Below are 21,274 nucleotides of genomic sequence, written 5' to 3'. Positions count from 1 at the left end.
GCGTACTCGTCTCTACGCTTGAACGAAAGCGAGGCTTTCAAAGCTTCGTCGACCTGTCAAGCCTCACGTGCACCCGAACTCACACTTCTATCGAGCACAATACCGAACATAAAATTTCACACTGGACACTTTGTTTCGCGACTGTGACGCCGTCAGTTCAGGCGCGGCATGAATCGCCCTTTCCGGAGATCTCGATCAGCCGTCGCCGCGCCTTCGGGGTCGCGCCTCTCTTGAGCGGCGTGGCCTTCGATGAGGATGCACAGGCGGGAGAGATTGGCGGACTGCAATGGTATCGTGACGGCAAAGTGAATCCGCCGCTCCGCGCGTCGCCCCCTTCCGGACAGCTTCGATTGGAGCTCCACGACGCCGTAGGCGGGTACACGACCCCTGCCGTGAATGGCACCCGAACGGCCGCATCAGCCTGTACTCGTATTATGAAATCGGTGTCAGGGTCCGCGCGCAACGCTGGGGCGGAAATGGTCGCTCGCTCGGCCTGAAGAGACGGATGACGCGCACGCCGACATCACGCACGACGGGCGGCTGTTGAACAGCATCGCGTACGAGAAAGACAAAGGCACGGACGCCTCCGGTCCGCCGCGTCATCCCCGAGGGCGACGGCGCGGCGCGGGGGACTGGGATGCTCGGCGATCACGGGGGCCCGAGGCGACTGGCCAGTCGGCGCCAGCTCTCCAGACCCCAGGCGCGCCGGTTGGGCCAGCGTCGCGGCTCACCGCACCGATCCGTCGCTCTGCCTCAGGGCTGGGGGCGGTATGATGGATCGCCCCCTCGGAGGCCATGGCCCCGAGGTCACGAGGCCGTGCGCCGCGTGCAGGGGCGGATTGCGCCTCGATCCAGCCGCGGAACAGGCGAGCCTCGCCCGGGGGGAAGAAGGCGGTGGGCGGCACCTCGGCGTGGTAGCGCCGGAACGCGGCGCTGAAGTCCGCAGGATCGCGGTCGAACCACGCCTCGGCCTCGGGCGAGCCGCGCAGGAGGCGCTCGAAGCGCAGCCGCGCCACGAGCAGCGCCGACATCCTCACGCCGTCCTCGTCCGCGCCGAGCAGCGCCTTCCGGAGCGCGGGCGGCAGCGCCGGATCCTCGGCCGCGGCGCGCAGCGCGGCCACGGGATCCTCGACGGTCATCGCGCGGGCTACGAGCGCTTCGTAACGCGCGTGCGCCTGCGCCCCGCTCAGCCGCGCCGCCGCGCCCTCCCCTGCCCCGCCGCGGGCCTCCCCTGCCCCGCCACGGGCCTCCCCTGCCCCGCCGCGGGCCTCCCCTGCCCCGCCACGCGCCGCGCGCCCCGCCGCCCCGCCGCCGGCCGCCCGCGTCACCCGCGCCTCCCGCGCCGGCCGAGCGCGCGCCGCGCGCGGCGGAGCTCCTCCCGCACGGCCGCCGCGTCGTCCGCGCCGTGCACCGTGCCCTCCATGCGCTCCAGGGTCACCCCGCGCAGGTTCGGGCAGCGCGGCGCGACCTCGTCCAGGAGGCGCCACACCGGCTCCGGCACGGCGTCGTCGTGGCCGTCGAGCCGCAACACCCGGCCTGAAGGCAGCCAGCCCGGATCGCTCGGGCCGCCGCCGGAGAGGTGGATCTCGATCACCCGGGCGAGATCGAGCCGCGCCACGTACTCGGCCGGATCGAAGCCGAAGTTCTCCGCCATGGTGTGGACGTTGTGCAGGTCGAGCAGCAGGTGCGTCCGCGGCGCCCTCAGGATGCGCTCGAGGAAGCGCGGCTCGTCCAGCGGATCGCCGAGCACGAAGTAGCTGACGCTGTTCTCGACGCCGACGTCCTCCACGACGTCCTGCATCGCCCGGAGCGCGCGGCGGGCAACCGCGGCGCTGTGCGCGCTCATGGGCATCGGGAGCGGCAGCCCGGCCGAGAGCCCGGCGGGCGCGCTGATCCCGAGGTGATAGATGGGATGAGGCAACCCAAGCGGAGCCTGGATCCACGATGCCGACCGCACCGACCCGTGCGTCTGCTCGACGTGTCCGCGCGGCGGGGCCTGCGAAGACAGCCCGCTGCACCGTGGAGGTCGGCCCATCGGCAGCAGCAGAGCGTGCTGGAGTGCTCGGGGGCGTCAAGGGTTCGCGAGCGGAGCTCGCCGGCTCCGCCGCCCTTGACTCCCCCTGCGCGCTCCAGCCGGACAAAGCTGCGGGCGACGGGCGGACGGAGGCCTCCGGCGGGGGCTCCAAGCTCCGGAGAGCAGCGCGCAAGAAGGAGCCACTCGGAGCAGCAAGCAAGATGGCTGACCTCTCGCCTGCAGGGTTGCCTGCGGGCACCCCCACGCGTTCGAAGACGCAGTCGACGGGGGCCCAGGAGAGGTCAGCCATGCGAAGTGTAGCGCTGGATCTGGGGGTCAACGAGATTTCGTTCTGCGAGGTAGCGGGCGGGCAGGTGGCGCTGCGACGCACGGTCCGCTCGTTTGATTCGCTTCAGGACGTCCTCGGTCCGTCGTCCTCGCCGGCCCGGGTGGCGCTCGAGGCGTGCCGCGAGGCCTGGGTGGTTCACGACAAGCTCCGCGATTGGGGCCACGACGTCTTGGTCGTCGACACCACGCGAGCACGTCAGCTCGGCGTTGGCCAGCACGGCCGCAAGAATGACCGCCTCGATGCCGAGGCGCTGGCGCGCGCCGTCGAGCGCGGGGGCATTCCGCTCGCTCACGTGCTGTCGCCCCACCGGCGAGCCATACGCCACCAGCTGGCCGTGCGACGCGCGCTGGTCGAGACGCGGGCCCAGTATGTCACCACCGTGCGCGGCATCCTGCGCGCCTGCGGACACAAGGTCGCGACATGCATGACCGAGGATTTTCTCGCGCGGCTGAGCGAGGCCTCTTTGCCAGCCGATACCCGTCAGCTGGTCGGGCCCTTGGTGACCGCGCTGGAGGTGCTCAACCCCCAGATCGCGCTGGTCGATGCTGCGCTCGAGCAGCTGTGCGCCCACGAGCCGGTGATCGCGCGGTTGACCACGGCGCCCGGCGTGGGGCTGGTCGTCGCTGCCGCGTTCGTCTCGGTCGTGGACGAAGCCAAGCGCTTTCGCCACGCCCACCAGCTCGCCTCCTACCTGGGTCTGGTTCCCTTGGAGGACACCTCCGGCGGGCGCGACAAGCGGCGGCTGGGTTCGATCACCAAGCAAGGCAACGCGTACGTGCGCATGCTGCTGACGCAGGCCGCGCACACTATCCTGCGGCACAAGAACAAGAGCGGCGACGACCCACTGCGTCGATGGGCAGACGCCATTGCCGAACGCCGGGGTCGCCACATCGCCGTCGTGGCGCTGGCGCGGCGGCTGTCGGGGGTGCTGTGGGCCATGTGGCGCGACGGCACGCTCTACGACGCGCAGAGCGCAGCGGCTGCCTCGGCCAAGGGCCTGCGCCTGCAGGCGCAGTCGGTCGAGCAGCAGGCGCACGCCTTGCAGCGAGCCACGGTCAAGGCGCGCCGCCGGCAGCGGTCCGTCGACAAGGGACTCAATGCCGCCACGGCAGCGGCTCCATCGAGGCCGAGCTCGACCTCAAGGAGGGCCTCGATGCACTGACTTCCCCCACACGGGGGACCTGCGCCACGAGCGCGCCACGTTGGGAGCGTGAAAGAGGGCTACGTGGATGAGCGCGGGAACACCGAGGGTGATCCGCCTCTGGGTAGAACACGCCGTTTGATAGATTGCGCCTCCACGATCCCGTTTCGGACCCCAGCCTGCATCCAGGCCACCAGGGCAACCGCCGGCCTGTGAATGCGGATCGTCGATTGAGCCACAGCTCGCTCCTGCGGACGCGACGCGGCGCTCCAGCACAACCGTAACGACGCCCACCAGGGCGAAGGGAGACGTCCATGCCGAAACGACCTGCACTGACGACGCCGAGCGCTACCGCTGCCGCTTCGAAGCCGGTCAGCCGCGGAAAGAGAGCGCTAAAGCCCTTGACCTCGGGGTTGCCTCATCGTCGGTGTACCAGCGGAACCGGAAGATCGCGTGGTCGCGCCGGAGGGCCGCGAGCCAGCGGGCGCGCCGGCCCGCGTCGGCGGCCGAGGCGCCGCCGAGCGACCAGCCGACGCCGTGGGCGACGAACGGCCGGTCCGACCGGCGCGCGAGCTCGGCGAAGCGGCGGTGAAAGCCGTTCTCCTGGAGATCGGCCTCGGCGGCGTCCGGCACGCGCCAGAGCGTCTCGGGCGCCACCTCGTAGTAGTCGGCGTCGCGCAGGATCACCTCGGCCAGCAGGTCGAGGAACGCCGCGTCGGGCTGGAGCGTGAGGCCGACCGGGATCAACGCGTCGATGCCCCGCGCCCGTCGACCGAGAAGAAGTACAGGAAGCGCCGTGACTTGGAGGGCACGTGCCCCATGCCGCAGGCCATGAGCCCGCTGTCCTTGGCCCCCTCGACGTCGATCCCGCAGCCGCTGGCGATCGCCCACTGCGCGCCCGCGGGCGGCGCCTTCACGAGCCGCGCGCGCACGCTCGCGGCCCGGGCCTCCACGTTGCGCGCGTCGGCGCCAAGGCCCTTCCGGAGCAGCGCCCCGAGCGCGCCGATCCGCTGCGCGGCGATCGTGTCGTCGTGCTTCAGCTGCTCCTCCCGGCCCCCGGCCGCCATGCGGCGCATTCCGTCGTAGCTCGGGAGCGCGACGTCGAGCTGCGTCGCGACGACAGGCACCTTGTCGGTCCTGACAGCCACCATGAGCGGCTCCCCGTTGCCGGCGCCGGGCACGAGCTTCTTCAGATCGGCCATGGTCGCGCAGACGACCTCGACGCCCGCGAGCGGGGCGAGATCCCCGTCCGCGCCGAAGTTGAGCAGCTCGCCGAACGCGTGGCCGCGCTCCCACTTGGCGCTGTCGTCGGCAGGGATGACGAAGACGAGCAGCGCCCTGCTCGCCTGCCGGGCGCGGCGGAACGCGGCCGACACCTGGACCAGCGACCCCGCGGCGGCCACCGGCTTGCCCGTCTCGTCGCACGCGGCGCCGTCGCCGAACGCGTCGCGGATGAACGCGGGCCACGCGGTGGCCGCGAGCCCTGCTGCAGTCGCTCCCAGCAAATGCCTGCGCTTCATGGTCACTCCTCACCGCCGTTCCCGAGCAGCCCGCTCTCCGCCTCGCCACGCCCCGAGGGCTCGGGCGCGAGCGGCACGAAGGCCTCCCAGCCCAGCTGCACCAGCCTATCCCGATCCCGGCCCAGCACGATCGGCGCCGCCCCCGCGGATCGCAGCATCACGTGATCGCCCGCGGCCGAGTAGTCGCCGGTCGCGACCACCTCCCCGGTGCAGCGGTCCTCGAGCGTGAAGCCCCCGGACGCGTCCAGGAGGAGCGTCCGCAGCCCCGCGGCGTAGAGGCCGACCAGCTCTGCCTCCGCGCTGCCAGGCTCCAGCGCGCCGCCTCTGGCGGCCGCAGGCACCGCGGCGAGCGCGTCCAGGGCGTCCTGCGCCGCCGAGGGCGCGAACGCGGCGGGATCGCCGGGATCGCGCTGCGCGTCCGGCAGGGCCTCGATCACGCCCTCGGGCGGATCGAGGAAGGAGCCACGCTCCAGCAGATCCGGCGCTGTGAGCGTCCACATGCCGTCGCGGCGCGGGGAGATCTCGCCGCCGACGAGCGCCGCGAGCGCCGCCGCGGCCGCTTTGCTCGCGTGCAGCGTCAGGCGGTCGTCCCGCGCCTCCTCCCCCAGCGCGAGCCATCGGATCTCGCCCTCGACGCCGCGGACGTGCGCGAGCATGCCCCCGCGCAGCGCGATCCGCTGCGCGCCCTCCGGGCCGCGCAGCACGGCCGTCTCTTCCACGTCGAGGGCGACCGGCAGGATCGGCGCGCCTTGCCAGCCGTCGCTGGCCACGGTCCAGCGAGCGCGCGCCGCGGGATCGAGCAGCACGTACGCGGTCGCGTCCGGAGCGTCGATCGGCTGGGCACACCCGGCGGAGAGCAGCGCCGGACAAAGAAGGGAGAACGCAAGGAAGAGACCACGACGTCTGGGCATCGGGCGGAACCTCCGGGGAGCTGAGACGCCCCACGGCGGTGAAAGTTTCATCGACCACGAGGGCCGCGCCCAGCCCGTGATCGCCCGGGGCGAGCCCCGAGCGGCGAGGGGCACGGCCCTCCGCTTCACCTCCACGCCGTGCATCGGTATAACGAGGTAGCCATGAGCGCCGACCCGTCAGGCCTGAGACGGCCCAGGCACCCGATCCCCGAGTTCGTCAAGACCGCGCTGAACGAGCGTGGCCTGATGAATGCTTACAAGGCGCGCCCTGCCTACCAGCAGAACGATTATGTCGGGTGGATCCATCAGGCGAAGCGGCAGGACACCAGGGACAAGCGCCTCTGCCAGATGCTGGATGAGCTCGAAGCCGGCGGTGTCTACATGAACATGAAGCATCCGGCATCGGAGAAGACGTGAGTTATCCCGCGGAAGGGAACAGCGAGTCCATGTTGGCCTACGTGTTCTGGCACTGGAGGCAACCGCAGGCCGCCGCGGGCGAGTACGAGCGCCGGCAGCGCGCCTTCCACGCGGCGCTCGCCCGAGCGCCCGCGCCGGGCTTTCGCCGGTCGTTCAGCGTCGGGCTGTCCGGGGCCCCGTGGGCGGCCGGCGGCGGCGACGTCTACGAGGACTGGTACCTCGTGCACGATTTCGGTGCGCTCGGCGCCTTGAACGAGGCCGCGGTCTCCGCCAGCCGCTCGGCGCCGCACGACGCGGCGGCCGCGCTCGCCGGCGGCGGGGCCGGGGGCCTGTATCGCCTGCGGGGCGGGGTTGCGCTGAACGCGCCCGGCTACGCCCACTGGTTCGGCAAGCCCGACGGCGTCTCCTACGGTGAGCTGTTCGCCCGGCTCACGCCGATCCTGGAGCAAGCGAGCGCCGGCCTGTGGATGCGCCAGATGGTGCTCGGACCCGGCCGGGAGTTCTGCTTGCACGCGGCGACCTCCGTATCGCTGCCCGCGCCGTTCGATGCGCTCGTCCTCCCGCTCCGGCCAGCCTGGCCGGCGCTCGACGACACGGGCATGACGCCGGCGCGCTGAGGAAAGCCGCGACGCCGCTCGAGGGGGCGTTCGATCGCGTCTAACTCGAGCTCTTCTCCCTCGTGCGGCGGGCCCTTGTCGACCTCGGCATGCCCGAGTCGCTCGTCGCGCTGGCCCGCTGATACGACAGCGCCCGACAGCAGCGAACATCACGAGCGCTCCCAGGGAGGCTTGCCGACGTGCTCCCGCGTTCCGTGTACACTACGCGCCATGAACCGCTTCCTGCTGATGAGTGTGCTTGCTTTGTCCGCGTGTAGCCCCGAAGCTCGGGACTTCGCTCCTGGGAGCTCCGACGCCGCGAGCTCGGGGACCTCCGGCGGGGGCGGAGGCGTCGCCGTGGCCGCGGCGGGGACCGGAGGCGACGACGCGCCCGGCTGCCAGGATGGCCTGTCCTTCTGCGGCGGCGCCTGCGCGGACAGGACCTCCGATCCGGAGCACTGCGGCGCTTGCGGCCATTATTGCCTGGGAGCGCCGTGCGTGGCGTCGCGCTGCCAGCCCCTCCTCCTGGCGTCGGGCGGCGTCGAGCCGACGGACATCGCCGTCGACGACACCACGGCGTACTGGGTCGATCCCGTCGCTCGACAGGTGATGACGGTGCCTGTCCGCGGCGGCAATGCGGAGTTCCTCTTCATGGGAGACCCCCCCTTCGCCCCCCAGAGCATCACGCTCGACCCCTCCGGCCAGATCTATTTCACCGACTCAGGCCTCGAGATCATCATGATGGCGACGTACGAGGGCGATTCCACGGTCCTCGCGGACGGACAGACATACCCCATGGGCATCGCGGTCGACGCCGAGAACGTCTACTGGACGAGCGCCGACCAGGGCACCGTCATGAAGGTGCCCGTCGCGGGCGGCGCCCCGGTCGCGCTCGCGGAGGGGCAAGACTCGCCGCTCGGCATCGCGGTCGACGCGACCCACGTCTACTGGGTGAACGAAGGAGGCACGGTGATGAAGGTGCCTGTCGCAGGCGGCGCCCCCAGCGCGATCGCGGACGGGCAGGTCAAGCCGCAGGACATCGCCGTGGACGCCGCCGCCGTCTACTGGACCAATGACGGAGGCACCGTGATGAAGGCTCCGCTCGAGGGCGGCCCCCCCTTCGCGCTCGCGGAGGGGCAGCGCAACCCGCGGAAGCTCGCGATCGACGCCGAGAGCGTCTACTGGACGAACGACGACGGCACCGTGAAGAAGGTGCCCATCGGAGGCGGCGATCCCGAGACGCTCGCGACGGGGCAAGATCATCCGCTGGGCATCACCGTGGACGCGACAAGCGTCTACTGGACGAACAGCGCCGCAGGTACGGTGATGAAGCTCCCGAAGTGACACCCCGCTTGCCAGGGGCCCGGTTCGAGCGCGACGATCGGCGCCGCCATGAAGCGCGCCGCCCTCCTCCCGATCGCCCTCCTCACCGCGTGCGCCGGCCCCCCGGCTCCCCAGCGCGCTCCCGTCGCGCCGCTGCCCGCGGCGCCGCGCCCCGCCGTCGCCGCGCCCGCGGTCGTGGCGGCGCAGCCCGCGAGCGCGCCGGCAGAGCTCACCTTCGTGCTGAGGATCGCCCATCCGAAGCGGACCTGGGCGAACGCCGCGCAGCTCGTGCCGAGCAGCGCGCTCATGTTCACCATGGGCTCGACGGAACCCACGAGCGTGCTCGAGGGAGCGGTGGGCCCGGACCTCGCCGGGATCGTCGATCTCGACAGGCCGATCGACGTCGCCTTCCTGGGCACCACGGGCGCTCACGCCGTTGCCTCCCTGTCGGTCGCGGAGCAGGAGGTGCCGCGGCTGGCCGATCGCTTCGTGCTCAAGGAGCTCGAGGAGCACCCGGGCCTGTTGCGCGTCGAGCGCGCGCGTGACGCCGATCCCGACGAGGAGGCGCCGCCCTGGGCCTGCGCCTTCGATCCGGGCGAGCGGCGGGACGGCGCGCGCCTGCTCTGCGGCGAGGACGTGGAGGACATCGAGGCCGCCGCGGCCTACCTCGTCCAGGTCGTGGCCCGGGAGCCGCTCGACGCGGACGCGCGGATCGAGCTCTCGGATCGGATCCTCCGCCAGGCCGTGGAGGAGGCGAGCGCCGCGGACGAAGCGGACGAGGACGACGGCCGCGCCGGGGCGCTGGGCGAGGAGCTCGCCGCGGGGTTCCTGCGCGACATCGAGCGGTTGAACGTCGACCTCACGTGGGGCCGCGCGGACGTCGAGGTCGGCCTCACGCTGCGCTTCGCGGGCCGGCGCTCGCCCCTCACGCTGGCCCTCGCGCCGGCCGCCGCGCAGGACGCCGCGCCGCCGCCGGCGTTCTTCCGCCTCCCGGCCGACACGGCGGTCGCCTTCCACACGCAGGGCGCGTCGCGCGCCGAGCTCACCCCGCTGCGGGAGGCCGTCTTCAAGGCGCTGCGCGACGACATGATCGACGACGGCTACGACGGGACGCGGCTCGATCAGGTCCTCGCTCGCCTCGAGACCCTGGCCCTCACGGGCGGCCCCCTCGTCGTCGGCGCGGGGGCGAACGGCGCGGCGGCGGAGAAGGCGCTCGCGGCCTACCAGCGCGACAAGGGGGCGCCGCGCGCGCGAAAGGCGGCGCGCCTCGCGCTCCAGGGGTGGGTGCTGGCCTCGGTCGAGGAGCCGGCGCAGACCTGGATCTCCGGGGTGAAGGAGCTCCTCCAGCGCGGCGATGAGCTCGACAGGTTCAAGCGGAGCGCGCCGAAGGACGGAAACACCGCTCAGGCCGCGGGCAAGCCGAAGAAGGACGACGAGGACAAGCAGAGCACGACGCACGCGATCGTCCGCGCGCCCGCCTCGCTGCCCGCGGGGACGCTCCACGTCGAGCTCCGCTCCAAGCCGCTCACGAAGGACGCCCCGCCCGCGCACACGACCCACCTCTATGTCGTCCCCGCCGGCCAGCGGACGTGGCTCGGGATCAGCGAGGACGACGCCGCCCTGGTGGCTCGGCTGCGCGTCGCGGCGGATCCGGGTCGCGACGAGGGCACGCTCGGCGCGGCGCCGGACATGGACGTGCTGCGGAGGCGCGGGACGCTGGCCGGCGGGCTCTTCTCGCTGGTCGGCTTGACGCTGCTCGCGGCGAACGGCGACACGCCCGAGGCGCTGGACGAGGCCGCCAGGGATCTCGCCGCGCTCGCGGCGCTGCCGGCGCGCGGCGGGGTCGCCGTCCCGCTCGCCGTCACCTCCGAGGTGCTCGGATCCGGCGCGGCCCGCGTCGACGTCCGCGTACGGCTGACCCACGCCGGGATCCAGGACGCGATCGCGCTCCTCGCCCGCTGACGTCGACCCACGGCGCGAGAGGCCCGGACCGCGCTCGTGGCAGCGTCACATCGAGATGTTGATCGTGGGCGACTGGTCCGTCGTCCAGGCGCTGACGCCCGGGAAGTAGGTCGTCTCCTCGTCGCCGCCCCGGGTCGTGTGGATCTGATACCGGCGATTCGCTCCGCAGTTGAAGAGCGCCCCATAGACGACCGATTTCGTCTGACCGGCGCCGACCGACTCGGACGAGGTCTTCGCGAGCTTGTCCCACGTGCCGCCGGACACCTTCACCTTGCTCTCGTCCCAGTCGACCGTGAACGGCCGACTGCCGGAGTTGTGCACGCGCACCGTGATCTGGCAGCCGGCCACCGCGTCGTTCGGCGCGCTCGCGGCGATCGCGGCGCCGATGGGCAACGCGAGGGCAGCGGCGATCAAGGTCCGGCGAATGAGCACATGTCGTTCGAACATCATGGCGAGTTCTCCTGGGGTGGCGCTGCCGTCGATTCATCTCGACGGCTCGCTCGCGCAGGGACCTCAGCAACCGGCAGGCCAGCTGCGAACTCGCGCCGAACCGCGAAGATTGAGCCTCGTCTCGGCCGCGCGCCGCCCGCCTCCGCTGCGCGGAGGTGCTCGCGCCGCGCCCTCGGGCGCCTGCGCGCGCCGCTGGCCAGGAGCGCCGCGGGTGACACATCGCCACGAGGGTGTCACGTGACACCCTGTGGCAGGTGAGCCAGCGGCCCGGCGCGCCTCGCGGTCAGCCCCACCCCTCCAGCACCAGCTTGCCCACCGCCTGCCCCGACTCGATGCGGGCGTGCGCGGCGCGCAGGTTCGCCGCGCTGATCCGGCCGAAGTGCTCGCGGCGCGTCGTGCGGACCCGCCCCTCGTCGACCCACGCCGCCACGCGCGTGAGGATCGCCCGCTGCGCGGCCATGTCCGCGGTCTCGTAGAGGGACCGCGTGAACATCAGCTCCCACGCGAAGGTCGCGCTCTTCGACATGAGCTTCCCGAGATCGAGCGGCGCCTTCGCCTCGACGATCCCCACGATGCGCCCGCGCGGCGCCACGAGGTCCGCCATCGTGTCCCACCACGCCTCGGTGCTCTGCGTGTTGAAGATGAGCTCCACGTGCTGTATCCCCGCGGCCTCGAGCTGCGGACGGAGCGGCGCGCGGTGGTCGACGAGGACGTCCGCGCCGAGGGAGCGCGCCCACGCCCGGCTCTCCTCGCGCGAGGCGGTCGCGACGACCCGCAGCCCTGCGGCCTTGGCGAGCTGCACTACCATCGAGCCCACGCCGCCGGCGCCGCCGAGGACGAGCACGGTGCTCCCCGCGTCGCGCCCCTCGGGGTCGACGCCGAGGCGCTCGAAGAGCCCCTCCCACGCGGTCAGCGAGGTGAGTGGCAGCGCCGCCGCGTCGGCGAACCCGAGCGACCGCGGCATCGGCGCGGCGATGCGCTCGTCGACGAGGTGCACCTCCGCGTTGCTGCCCGGCCGCGCGATGCTGCCGGCGTAATAGACCTTGTCTCCCGGCCGAAACACGGTGACGTCCGCGCCGACCGACTCGACGATGCCGGCGGCGTCCCAGCCGAGGACGCGCGGCGGGTTCTCGACCCGGGGCTTCGGCGCGCGGACCTTCACGTCGACCGGGTTCACGGCCACCGCGCACACCCGCACGCGCAGATCGCGCGGCCTCGGCGCCGGCTCCGGCAGCTGGAGATCGAGCAGGCTCTCGGGGTGCTCGATGGGAAGGTAGCGGTGGACTCCTACGGCATGCATGGTGTTGCTCCTCTGCGGGACCGGCAAGAGGCCCCGTCACGCGCCGCAAGGTGACCCTCGCCGGCGCGACGGACAATCCACCCGCGGCGACGAAGATCTGTGAACGCCGTTCACAGATCGCCCCGGTCGCATCCTTGCCACTGCCTCTCTCCGAAGGTACCATCTGTTACTGCTACGGCATGCGAAGAGGCTTACTCCCGTTTCTCTTGTTCATGAGCGCTGGCCTCGCGTGCCAGCCGGTGCCCTCCGGGTCGGACACGGGCGTCGAGGAGCCGCTCCCTGACGATGGCAGCGACCCCGACCCGCTCTGCCCCGGCCCCGTCGAGCCGGACACGAAGAAGGCGGCCCTGCCTTCTTCCTTGCGTGGGAAAGCCGCCCAACCTACTTCTTGATGCGAGAGCCGTCTCCGCTCGAACAGCTCGAGGAGATCTCCATGCCCTGGTATGTCTATTTCGCGTACTTCTTCGGTGGGGCGTTCCTCGCCAATGCGCTCCCCCACCTGATCGCCGGCGTGTCCGGCCAGCCGTTGCAGACCCCGTTCGCATCACCGCCATTCAAGGGGTTGTCGCCGCCGGCGGTGAACGTGGCCTGGGCGCTGGCCAACCTCGCCTTCGCGTACCTCTTGCTCGTGCGCGTCGAAGCCCTCGACCTCCGGAGCTGGTCTGACGTGGGTGTCTGCTTTCTCGGGTTCGGCGCCATGGCCCTCCAGTGTTCTCGTTCTCTCGCTCGCCTTCGCGAGCAGGCCCTCCCCTGACCTGCCCCGTCGCGAGGCGGTCCCACAGGAGCTCGGCGCACCGCCTCTCAACGTGCGTCGTCAGCGCCGCGCACGAGGATGACGCGGGTCTTCGACAGCCCGTCGTGCAGGCCCACGGGCGCGTCGCCCCGCTTCAGGAACGTGAACGCTTCGAAGGGGATGAACCGGCACAGGGTCCGGATCGCGATCCGACCGAGGCCGGCGCGGCTGCCGTCCTCCATCACGACCCGCGTGCCCGTGACGAGCTTGCCCAGCGTGGCGCCGAAGATCGCCTCCATCGAGACATAGTACGCGAACATCATCACGAGACCGAGCAACGTATCGTTGACCTGCTCGAACACCTCGGCGCCGCCGAGGAGCCCCAAGATCGCGCCCGCGAGGAACGTGAACAGCATCGATCCCATGTAGTCGACGATGAGGTTCGCGAACCGCCGGCCGCCGCTCGCGAGCCGCAACCGCGAGCGCTCCTCCGGTTGCAGCGCCGCGGGCGCGTCTGCCCTGGGTGCTTCGTAGGGGTTGTAGCTCTCGGCGGGCTGGGCGGTCGGAGAACTCATGAGACCTCTCGATGCGGGTTGGGTGACGTCGCGGCGCAGCGCTCGAGGGCAGACTGCCCCCGGAGTCGACGCGCCCAACCGCATGCTACGCCCCGCAGGCGACGGCGTGAAGACAGCCCCTTCGGCCCGGCGATGAAGGAACGATCAAACCGGACACGCTTTTCGGAGCGTGGACGGATCGCAAGGGCGACCGGCGGCGCGGCGCCGGATCGAGCTCACCGCCGAGCACGAAGTCGACGCTCCCCGCTGCCTTCGCGTCCTACACGGCGTCCCGGCCAGCGGAGAGCACGAGCTCGTCGGCCTCGTGGAGGGAAGCAGCCAGCCTGCGGCTTCAGAGATTGATGACCAGCATGGTCACGGCTTCGCCGTCGTCGTACACGATGTCGGGCCTTTCGTCCCCGTTGAGGTCGCCGACACCGAGAGACAGGCCCTCCCGGCTGTTCGCCTCGTCGAAGGTGTGATCTTCGCCGAACGCCGTCCCCTCGCTGACGACCAGGTGGATCACGCCGTCCATGGCCCAGTTCGCGACGACATCGTCTCTCCCGTCACCGGTGAAGTCGGCCATCGCGGTCCTGGCATGGTGATTCGCCGACACCTGGTGCTCGGGCCCCTGGGTGAAGCCGCCCGCGCCGTCGCCGACGAGCACGCGCAGCCTCCCGTCGAGCATGGCCACGACCAGGTCCTGGTCGCCATTGCCGTCGAAGTCCCCGACGGACACCGACGACACCTTGGAAGGCATCGCGAATGCGGTCGGTGAATCGAGGCCCCCCGCCCCGTCGCCGAGCCAGACGCTGACCTTCCTCTGGTCCCAGTGAGCCGCCGCCAGATCCTCGTTGCCGTCGGCGTCGAAGTCCCCCACGGCGAGCGCAACCGGAGAGTCGGCGGGCACCGTCGCTGTCGCCACGAACCCGCCCGCGCCGTCCCCCAGGAAAATGGTCACGTCCGAAGCACCGCCGGATGCGAGATCTTGATGCCCATCCCCGTTGAAATCCGCGGTCGCCAGACAGAGCGCGCTCGCCGGATCGATCTCGACCGCGGGCAGAAACGTCGCTCCCGGCCCCCCCACGGCGAGCGACAGGCCCCACACCTCCGCCACGACGTCGGGATCGCCATCCTCGTTGAAGTCGGCGACGATCGCCGCGGCGTAGTAATCCCTGGGCGGCAGCGCCCAGACGGGCTCTTCCAGCCGCCCCGTCCCCTTGCCCCGCATCACGCCCAGCCCCTCGCCCGAGCCCCCGCCGACATTGCCGAGGATGACGTCGGCGCGGCCGTCCTGATCGGCGTCGCGGACGAAGATCTCGGTCAGGCTGCCGCCCTCGAGGGGCTCGGAGACGCGGACCTTCTTGACCGAGCAGACCGCGTTCAGCGGCGATTGGCTCGGGTTCGGGACGAGGCGACAGGTATCCTCGGCGTCGTAGATACCGTCGCCATCCTCGTCGAAGAACCTGTCGATGTCCGGCACCTCCGCGGTCGAGCCCAGCTCCTCGAGCCGCTCGCCCAGGAGATCCTTCACTTCATAGCGATCCAGCGCCGAGGCCGCGCCGGCGAGCTCCGCGACGAGCGCGGGGTCGAGCGCGCCGTCGCTCGCCAGATCGAGCGAGAGCTGATTCACGAGCTCCTGCATCGTCGCGTCGACAGAGCCGCGCTCACCCGCCTCGAGGAGGGCTGCCTTGAGCACCACGGCGCCGACGGCGAGGAGGTACGCATTGGCGTCGCCGTCGCCCCCGAGAGCGTTCATCTCGACGCCGCCCGCGTGGGGGTCGAAGCCTGCCGGGCCGATGCCGAGCGCTGCGCGGAGCTCACCCTCTGCCTGCTCGACCGCAGCCGCGAGATCCCCGCTGCCCTCGGCGAGCCGCCTGGCCCGCTCGTAGCCGAGGTGCGTGATCAGGTTGACGTACGCGGTCTGCTCCGGCGCATCGCCGGCAACGTCGAACAGCGCGCGCAGCGTCAGCGGGGCGCCCGAGAGGCGGCCGGTGACCTCGTTGTAATAGAACCCTTCGCTCACGATCGAGACCGGACCGGGGTGAGCGAGAGCCACTTCAAAATGTCCAAGGTCGTCGCCCGTCGCCGTGATGAACGTCTGTCCCGTCGGGGTCAGGTCATGACCGAGGACCGAGATCACCACCGACGAGCCGACCACGAACGGCCCTTTCTCGACGGCTCCCGTGAGCTGCACGGGCCCCGCGCCGCCCGTCCCTCCCCCGGTCGCGTTGCTGCTCGCGTCCACGCCACCCCCGGTCGCGCTGCTGCTCGCGCCCGCGCCGCCCGTCCCCGCCGCGCTGCCGCTCGCGTCCACGCCGCCTGTCCCCGTTCCGCCGGCGGGCGAGCCCGTCGTCCCGCCCGCCTCCGGGCTGGAGGGCGCTGTTTCCCCACCGCATGCGCCCAGCAACGCAGAGACGGCAACCGCAAACAGGGCGCGATTCGACCTCATCGTCATGCTCTCAACCTAGCATCGCAAGCAGCGAAGCGTCGCGATGGCCGCCAGTTACCGCCGCCCCCCGCCGCGCGACGAGCTCTTTCCCGGCGTCGCTGTCGCCCGTGACGCGCGGGGCATCCTTCCGCGCGAAGAACGCTCCCGGCCGAGCGAAATCCAAATAGGTTCACGAGTCCGCGGGCATTGTAGGGCTGACGGAGAGGTGGCGAACGCGGGCATCCGGAGGGCGTTCCGGGTGTCAGCCGTGCGCCACATCTATTGAGGCAGGAAAAATACGACCATGACAAAGCGCGTGAGCCGAAGAATTTTCCTCCGGGGGCTGGGCGGAGCTTGCGTCGCAGCGCCGTTCCTCGGCTCGATCCTCGACCGCTCCGTGATGGCGCAGCCGGCCACACCACCGAAGCGGCTGATCGTGATGTACACGCACTATGGCTGCATCACGACGCGGTGGTTCCCGAAGAAGTCCCACGGCCCGCTCACCGCCGCGGACCTCGAGTCGACGACGCTCAAGCACCTCGCGCCTTACGTCGACAAGCTCCTCATGCCCCGAGGCATCCGCGCGATGAACGAGTGGACGGCGACGATGGTTCGGGGGCAGGGGAACGATGAAAACACGCAGGTGAACGGGTCGTACTTCACTTGCCACCCGGTCACTCCCAACAGCAACGACCCGTTCAGCTTCAACACGGCGACGAAGTTCTACGCCATGCCGACCGGTCCCTCGCTGGACCACGTCATCGCACGACAGCTCAGCCCGCAAGGCACTCCGTTGCTCATGAACACGATCGGTGGGAATGACAACTCTCAGTCGGCGATCTCCTACTCCGCCGCCGAGACCCTCTTCAAGGGCCTCGACGCGCAGCAGGCCTTCAGCAACCTCACGGGCCTCTTCGAGGCCGGGAAGCCGACGTCTCCGGACACCTACGCGGCGATGCGCGGCAAGAGCATCCTCGACATCGTGAGGGATGATCTGCAGACGCTCGAGCGGTTCGACATGAGCCGTTCCGACAAGCAGAAGCTCGCAGCCTGGAAGGAGCTCCTCCACGCGACAGGAAACGTTGTGGTCCCTTCGCAGTGCAACACGTCCCTCGCCACGGCGCTCGGCGTGACGCAAGAAAACATCGACCTGACGAGCACGGTCTCGTACTCCGAGAAGCTGACGCAGCGAATCTCGGACAGCCTGGACGGAGCCGACCTCTATTCGAACCTCGCCGTGCTCGCGGCGGCGTGCAACGCGAACCCCGTCATCTTCCTGAAGTACCCCGCGGCTTACAGCTTCAAGGGGCTCGGCCTGACGCAAGAGGCCGCCGGTCTCGCGAGTCGCTTGCCCCATGCGGGCATGACGGGCACCTGCGTCCCCGGTGTGATCGACATGATCCTCACGATCGACGACTACTATGCGAGGAAGTTCGCCCACCTCGTCGGGCAGCTGAACCGTATCGACGAGGGCGACGGGACGCTCCTCGACAGCTGCGCGGCCGTCTGGTTCCAGGACGCGTCGGACGGCTGCGCCCGCAACCTCAACAACCTGCCGATCATCCAGGCCGGCAGCGCCGGCGGCTATTTCAAGACCGGCTGGGCCGTGAACGTCGATGACGGCTCGCCCGATCTCACGACCGGCAACAGCGAGATCACGTGTGCCGACGGCACGTCGGACCGGGTCGACGCGATCTCCCAGGAGACGGGGACCGATCCGTCGCTCGCCAACGCGCCGATCAACAAGTACTTCTGCAGCCTGATGAACGCCCTCGGGGTCAAGGCGGGCGCGGATGGTTTCCCGGCGCCGGGCGGTTCGGCGCCGGTGACCCACTTCGGCATGTACGACCGGACGGAAGACTTCATCGGTGGCGGGACCAATCCCCCCACCATCCACGATCCAGGCGAGTTCACCGCGCTCAGGGCGAACTCCTGAGCGGTCTCCCTCGTCTTCATCGGCCTCGGGACCGCCGTGCTCCCCGAGCCCTCCAGCGACCGCGCCGACGCCCCCGGAAGCCGTAGGCACCCAATCGCTGATCGATCTCACCCCCTGATCGTCCTACCTCGAGCGCTGCTGGAGCCGGCCCGGCAGGCGCTCGCGCCGAGAGCACGAGCTCGTCCACCTCGCGGATGGAAGCAGCCAGCCTGCGGGTTCAGAGATTGATGACCAGCACGGTCACGGGCTGGTTTCTGCGCGAGCTGCGGGAGCGATTCGGCCTCAGCGGCGAGGAGCTGAGCAAGCGATTCGGCCGGACGCCGAGCAGGGTGAGCCGGCGGCTAGCGCTGGTCGCGGAGCTGCCGGAGTCGGTACACGCGCACGTGCGCGCGGGCTCGATCGGCGCGCTTGCACCGTGACATGTCACGCCGGAAAACCCTCTCCGCGAGCGACGTCGCCGGTCGCTGCGCGCCCGGCTCCGGAGACATCGACACGCTTCGCGGTCTCGGGCATGGTCGAGACCGATCACGTCGTCTCCCCCCTGGCGCCATAACCCTGCGATGGGGTGGCCCCATGACCCTGCGACGTGGCAGCATGCATGCAGGCCGCATCGCGTTTGGATTTCTTAGCCCCACACGCCGCCGAGGTTCTCTTTCCCTTTCCGCCCCGAGACCGCGGTCTCTGGAAACCGATGACTCAAGGAGGAGCGTCATGATGCGTTTCGATTCCCCGTTCCAGCGCTGGCTGTTCATCTTGTCTACCTTGCTCTTCTGCGGGGTGCTGTCCACGGGCGGCGCCGGCTGCGCGCTGGGCCCCGAGCCGCCCGCGGGCGACGAGCTCCGGCTTCGCTTCCCCGACCACGCGCTGCAGATCCTCGGGGGCGGCGAGGCATTCGTCGCGGTCGACCGCGGCTTCGCGCTCGCCTCGACCGTCGGATTGGCCGGCGACGGCGAGATCGAGGCCTCGCTCCAGCGACGCGGCGGGCTGCACGCCGCGCTGCCGGCGCGCGGCGAGGGGGAGATCCGGTTCCATCTGCCCGGCGGCTTCGAGGCGCGTGTGCGCGAGATCGGCGCCGAGGGCGAGGGCGTTATCGCCGAGCAGGCGGTGGCGTTCCGGCGCGAAGGCGGCACGTCGTTCTGGTCGGCGATCGAGGAAGGCTACGAGGAGTGGCTGCTGCTCGACGCGGGCGTCGCGCGCGCGGGCGCTCCCGCGGCCGCGTGGGAGGTCGCGGGCGCGACCCTGAGGCAGCAGGGCGACGCCGTCGAGGTCGTCGACGAGTCCGGCGCGCCGCGGCTGCGCGTGACGGCGCCGGCCGCGTTCGCGCGCGGCGGTCGCCCGATCGCCGCGCGCCTCGCGGTGCGCGGGGCGACCATCGAGCTCTGGGCGGACGCGGGCGGCGAGCCCGCGCTGGTCGACCCCGTGTGGGCGCCGGCCGGCGCGATGAGCACCGCGCGCCACGGGCACTCTGCAACGCTGCTCCAGCACGGCGACGTGCTCGTCGTGGGCGGGTACAACGGCGCTCTCCTGGCGAGCGCCGAGTTCTACAGCCCGAGCACGAACACCTGGTCATCCGCCGGATCGGTGGCCGCCGCCCGCCGCTACCACACGGCGACACGGCTGAACGACCACAGGGTGCTCATCGCGGGCGGAAACGGGGCCTCGAACGCGCCAGTCGCGAGCGCCGAGCTCTACGACCCGAGCACGAACACTTGGTCGACGGCCGCGCCGATGGCCGCTTCGCGCGAGGGGCATACCGCGACGCTGCTCAACGATGGCACGGTGCTGGTGACCGGCGGGCTCACCGCCGGCAACACCTACGTGGCCAGCGCCGAGATTTATAATCCCGCGACCGACACCTGGTCGGCGGCCGCACCGATGACCCAGGGCCGTGGCGAGCACACCGCGACGTTGCTCACGAGCGGCAAGGTGCTCGTCGCGGGCGGGCGCAACGGCTCCTACCTCTCGAGCGCGGAGCTCTACGATCCGAGCACCGGCGCGTGGTCGTCGGCTGGATCGATGAGCACGCCCCGCAATCAACACGCCGCGGCTCGGCTCGCGAGCGGCAAGGTGCTCGTCACGGGCGGCTACAACCCCTCCTCCAACAAGCTCGCGAGCGCCGAGATCTTCGATCCGGCAGCCCCCTCGTGGACGGCGGCCGCTCCGATGGCTGCCCCCCGCACCGGACACACTGCGACGCTGCTCTACAATGGCGACGTGCTCGTGACAGGAGGGGCCACCGGCATCACATCGACCGCGACCGCCGCCCTCTACAATCCGGCGGCCGATGCGTGGACCTCGGTTCCAGCGATGAGCGACGAGCGCAGCGGGCACACCGCGACGCGGCTCGGGAACGGCAAGGTGCTCCTCGCGGGCGGCCTGGGGTTTGGAATCTTCACGAACGTGTACCTGTCCAGCGCAGAGCTCTATGCCGATCCGACCACGACGTGGGCTGCCACGACATGGACGATGGTCACGCCGATGAATGACGCTCGAGCCGAGCACGCAGCGATCGCGCTCGGCAACGGCAGGGTGCTGGTGACGGGGGGTGGCCATGCGCCAGCGGCCAACCGCGCCGAGCTGTACGATCGGGTAACCAATACCTGGACAGCGGCCCCTCCCATGGCAACTGGGCGAGATGAGCACACGATGACGCGGCTCCCGAACGGCAAGGTGCTGGTCGTGGGAGGCCACGGGACGTCCGCGTCCAACGCCGCCGAGGTGTACGATCCGACGACCAATTCATGGTCGCCCGCGGCATCGCCGCACGCCGCCCGAGTCGGACACTCGGCCACGCTGCTCCTGAACGGCAAGGTGCTGGTCGTGGGTGGGTTCCTGCTCGACGCTCTCACTGCCCCAGTCGCGCTTTACGATCCGGCGAACAACACCTGGTCGCCTGCCGCGCCGGACGGCGCCACCCTCGGCAAGCATACCGCGACGCGGCTCACGAGCGGCGACGTGCTGGTCACGGGCGGTAACGGCAACGGGACGCTGTTGGCCAGGGCCATGCTCTATCATCCGGCGACCGACAGCTGGTCGCACGCGGGCAGCATGAGCGTCCCGCGTTGGTATCACACGGCGACGTTGCTGAACAATGGCGACGTGCTGATCGCCGGAGGTGCCAACGGCCACAACTATCTGTCGAGCACCGAGCTGTATCATCCGGCGACGAACAGCTGGTCAGCCGGACCGTCCATCGGTATCCGCGCCTACCACACGGCGACGCGGCTCGCGGACGGCAGGGTGTTGATCGCTGGAGGCTATATGGGGACGTCTCAGGTGGCGACAGCCTGGCTCGTGAATTCGACAGGAACGACTTCGGCCCCCACCGGCTCGATGAACCAGGCACGAAACAGCCATACAGCGCTCCTGCTCGGGAACGGCAAGGTACTGGTCACAGGCGGAGTATACTCCGGAAGTCTGCCGAGCGCCGAGGTCTACACGCCCTGACCCCGGCGAGGCCCGCGCATCCCCGCGGGAGCGAGGCCGCGCCCCGCTCCTGTCGCTGCCCGCGGCGCTACGCGGCCAGACAAACTCATGATCGACGTCGACGACCCGTCGCCGATCACCCCAGGCCCGGGGCTTGACAGCTGGGCCCGGTCCGGGTCCATGCCGCCCGAGGAGCTGCGATCCGCCGTCA

Annotated in this window: 18 protein-coding genes; 9 read left to right on the top strand and 9 right to left on the bottom strand. The window is 70.9% G+C overall.

What is annotated here, in order from left to right; genetic code table 11:
- Positions 1-599: 599 nt before the first annotated feature.
- Both WME95_RS00830 and WME95_RS00825 read right to left on the bottom strand, forming a co-directional pair.
- Entirely contained in the window at positions 600-1,328 is a 729-nt protein-coding gene (locus WME95_RS00830; protein ID WP_437906495.1) for a hypothetical protein, read from the bottom strand.
- Positions 1,325-1,921, bottom strand: a complete 597-nt coding sequence (locus WME95_RS00825) for a multinuclear nonheme iron-dependent oxidase (protein WP_437906494.1) — start codon at positions 1,919-1,921, stop codon at positions 1,325-1,327. The genes WME95_RS00830 and WME95_RS00825 overlap by 4 nt, the downstream gene beginning before the upstream one ends.
- Positions 1,922-2,322: 401 nt before the next feature.
- On the opposite strand from WME95_RS00825, the gene WME95_RS00820 reads away from it, so the two are divergent.
- A complete protein-coding gene (locus WME95_RS00820; RefSeq protein ID WP_437904722.1) occupies positions 2,323-3,525 on the top strand; it encodes an IS110 family transposase in 1,203 nt (400 codons plus the stop codon).
- A gap of 351 nt (positions 3,526-3,876) precedes the next feature.
- On the opposite strand, the gene WME95_RS00815 is transcribed toward WME95_RS00820, so the two are convergent.
- Genes WME95_RS00815 through WME95_RS00805 form a run of 3 tightly spaced genes read right to left on the bottom strand, consistent with a single transcriptional unit; the run spans position 3,877 to position 5,935 of the window.
- Positions 3,877-4,251 (bottom strand): hypothetical protein, encoded by a 375-nt coding sequence (locus tag WME95_RS00815; RefSeq protein ID WP_437906493.1) that lies wholly within the window; start codon positions 4,249-4,251, stop codon positions 3,877-3,879.
- Positions 4,248-5,024, bottom strand: a complete 777-nt coding sequence (locus WME95_RS00810; protein ID WP_437906492.1) for a hypothetical protein — start codon at positions 5,022-5,024, stop codon at positions 4,248-4,250. Before WME95_RS00810 ends, WME95_RS00815 begins: the two co-directional genes overlap by 4 nt.
- A gap of 2 nt (positions 5,025-5,026) precedes the next feature.
- Positions 5,027-5,935, bottom strand: coding sequence for a hypothetical protein (locus tag WME95_RS00805; RefSeq protein WP_437906491.1), 909 nt, complete (start codon positions 5,933-5,935; stop codon positions 5,027-5,029).
- A 162-nt stretch (positions 5,936-6,097) separates the two neighbouring features.
- On the opposite strand from WME95_RS00805, the gene WME95_RS00800 reads away from it, so the two are divergent.
- The 4 genes from WME95_RS00800 (at position 6,098) to WME95_RS00785 (ending at position 10,233) form a co-directional block, all read left to right on the top strand.
- On the top strand, positions 6,098-6,352 hold the full coding sequence (locus WME95_RS00800) for a YdeI/OmpD-associated family protein (RefSeq protein WP_437906490.1): 255 nt from the start codon (positions 6,098-6,100) through the stop codon (positions 6,350-6,352).
- Positions 6,349-6,969 carry a hypothetical protein gene (locus WME95_RS00795; protein ID WP_437906489.1) on the top strand — a complete coding sequence of 207 codons (621 nt, stop codon included), beginning with the start codon at positions 6,349-6,351 and terminating at the stop codon, positions 6,967-6,969. The genes WME95_RS00800 and WME95_RS00795 overlap by 4 nt, the downstream gene beginning before the upstream one ends.
- Before the next feature lie 210 nt (positions 6,970-7,179).
- On the top strand, positions 7,180-8,292 hold the full coding sequence (locus WME95_RS00790) for a hypothetical protein (RefSeq protein WP_437906488.1): 1,113 nt from the start codon (positions 7,180-7,182) through the stop codon (positions 8,290-8,292).
- 48 nt (positions 8,293-8,340) lie between these two features.
- Positions 8,341-10,233, top strand: coding sequence for a hypothetical protein (locus WME95_RS00785; RefSeq protein WP_437906487.1), 1,893 nt, complete (start codon positions 8,341-8,343; stop codon positions 10,231-10,233).
- A gap of 45 nt (positions 10,234-10,278) precedes the next feature.
- Here the strand turns inward: WME95_RS00785 and WME95_RS00780 are convergent, their stop codons facing one another.
- Both WME95_RS00780 and WME95_RS00775 read right to left on the bottom strand, forming a co-directional pair.
- Positions 10,279-10,683, bottom strand: a complete 405-nt coding sequence (locus WME95_RS00780) for a hypothetical protein (RefSeq protein WP_437906486.1) — start codon at positions 10,681-10,683, stop codon at positions 10,279-10,281.
- A 283-nt stretch (positions 10,684-10,966) separates the two neighbouring features.
- Positions 10,967-11,983, bottom strand: coding sequence for a zinc-binding alcohol dehydrogenase family protein (locus tag WME95_RS00775; RefSeq protein ID WP_437906485.1), 1,017 nt, complete (start codon positions 11,981-11,983; stop codon positions 10,967-10,969).
- A gap of 391 nt (positions 11,984-12,374) precedes the next feature.
- Here WME95_RS00775 and WME95_RS00770 point away from each other — a divergent pair, with 391 nt between their 5' ends.
- Positions 12,375-12,737 carry a hypothetical protein gene (locus WME95_RS00770; protein WP_437906484.1) on the top strand — a complete coding sequence of 121 codons (363 nt, stop codon included), beginning with the start codon at positions 12,375-12,377 and terminating at the stop codon, positions 12,735-12,737.
- 47 nt (positions 12,738-12,784) lie between these two features.
- Here WME95_RS00770 and WME95_RS00765 read toward each other — a convergent pair whose 3' ends face one another.
- Together WME95_RS00765 and WME95_RS00760 are read right to left on the bottom strand one after the other, a co-directional pair.
- Positions 12,785-13,291 (bottom strand): RDD family protein, encoded by a 507-nt coding sequence (locus WME95_RS00765; RefSeq protein WP_437906483.1) that lies wholly within the window; start codon positions 13,289-13,291, stop codon positions 12,785-12,787.
- Positions 13,292-13,622: 331 nt separating this feature from the next.
- Positions 13,623-15,728 carry an FG-GAP repeat domain-containing protein gene (locus WME95_RS00760; RefSeq protein ID WP_437906482.1) on the bottom strand — a complete coding sequence of 702 codons (2,106 nt, stop codon included), beginning with the start codon at positions 15,726-15,728 and terminating at the stop codon, positions 13,623-13,625.
- Between the two features lie 289 nt (positions 15,729-16,017).
- Here WME95_RS00760 and WME95_RS00755 point away from each other — a divergent pair, with 289 nt between their 5' ends.
- The 3 genes from WME95_RS00755 (at position 16,018) to WME95_RS00745 (ending at position 21,084) form a co-directional block, all read left to right on the top strand.
- On the top strand, positions 16,018-17,637 hold the full coding sequence (locus tag WME95_RS00755) for a DUF1552 domain-containing protein (RefSeq protein ID WP_437906481.1): 1,620 nt from the start codon (positions 16,018-16,020) through the stop codon (positions 17,635-17,637).
- A 227-nt stretch (positions 17,638-17,864) separates the two neighbouring features.
- Positions 17,865-18,056: a hypothetical protein gene (locus WME95_RS00750; protein WP_437906480.1), complete on the top strand. Its 192-nt coding sequence runs from the start codon at positions 17,865-17,867 to the stop codon at positions 18,054-18,056.
- Between the two features lie 292 nt (positions 18,057-18,348).
- A complete protein-coding gene (locus WME95_RS00745; protein WP_437906479.1) occupies positions 18,349-21,084 on the top strand; it encodes a Kelch repeat-containing protein in 2,736 nt (911 codons plus the stop codon).
- Positions 21,085-21,274 lie beyond the last annotated feature (190 nt).

It is taken from the genome of Sorangium sp. So ce327, from assembly GCF_051530205.1.
Taxonomy (GTDB): Bacteria; Myxococcota_A; Polyangia; order Polyangiales; family Polyangiaceae; genus Sorangium; species Sorangium cellulosum_B.
Note: the sequence above shows the minus strand (reverse complement) of the source record. Positions and strands in the feature narration are given on the sequence as shown.

Excerpts from the sequence above, each read along its gene's own strand:
- WME95_RS00820 (WP_437904722.1), top strand. The coding sequence starts at position 2,323 with ATGCGAAGTGTAGCGCTGGATCTGGGGGTCAACGAGATTTCGTTCTGC.
- WME95_RS00810 (WP_437906492.1), bottom strand. The coding sequence starts at position 5,024 with ATGAAGCGCAGGCATTTGCTGGGAGCGACTGCAGCAGGGCTCGCGGCC.
- WME95_RS00805 (WP_437906491.1), bottom strand. The coding sequence starts at position 5,935 with ATGCCCAGACGTCGTGGTCTCTTCCTTGCGTTCTCCCTTCTTTGTCCG.
- WME95_RS00800 (WP_437906490.1), top strand. The coding sequence starts at position 6,098 with ATGAGCGCCGACCCGTCAGGCCTGAGACGGCCCAGGCACCCGATCCCC.
- WME95_RS00790 (WP_437906488.1), top strand. The coding sequence starts at position 7,180 with ATGAACCGCTTCCTGCTGATGAGTGTGCTTGCTTTGTCCGCGTGTAGC.
- WME95_RS00785 (WP_437906487.1), top strand. The coding sequence starts at position 8,341 with ATGAAGCGCGCCGCCCTCCTCCCGATCGCCCTCCTCACCGCGTGCGCC.
- WME95_RS00780 (WP_437906486.1), bottom strand. The coding sequence starts at position 10,683 with ATGATGTTCGAACGACATGTGCTCATTCGCCGGACCTTGATCGCCGCT.
- WME95_RS00775 (WP_437906485.1), bottom strand. The coding sequence starts at position 11,983 with ATGCATGCCGTAGGAGTCCACCGCTACCTTCCCATCGAGCACCCCGAG.
- WME95_RS00770 (WP_437906484.1), top strand. The coding sequence starts at position 12,375 with ATGCGAGAGCCGTCTCCGCTCGAACAGCTCGAGGAGATCTCCATGCCC.
- WME95_RS00765 (WP_437906483.1), bottom strand. The coding sequence starts at position 13,291 with ATGAGTTCTCCGACCGCCCAGCCCGCCGAGAGCTACAACCCCTACGAA.
- WME95_RS00760 (WP_437906482.1), bottom strand. The coding sequence starts at position 15,728 with ATGACGATGAGGTCGAATCGCGCCCTGTTTGCGGTTGCCGTCTCTGCG.
- WME95_RS00750 (WP_437906480.1), top strand. The coding sequence starts at position 17,865 with ATGACCAGCACGGTCACGGGCTGGTTTCTGCGCGAGCTGCGGGAGCGA.
- WME95_RS00745 (WP_437906479.1), top strand. The coding sequence starts at position 18,349 with ATGATGCGTTTCGATTCCCCGTTCCAGCGCTGGCTGTTCATCTTGTCT.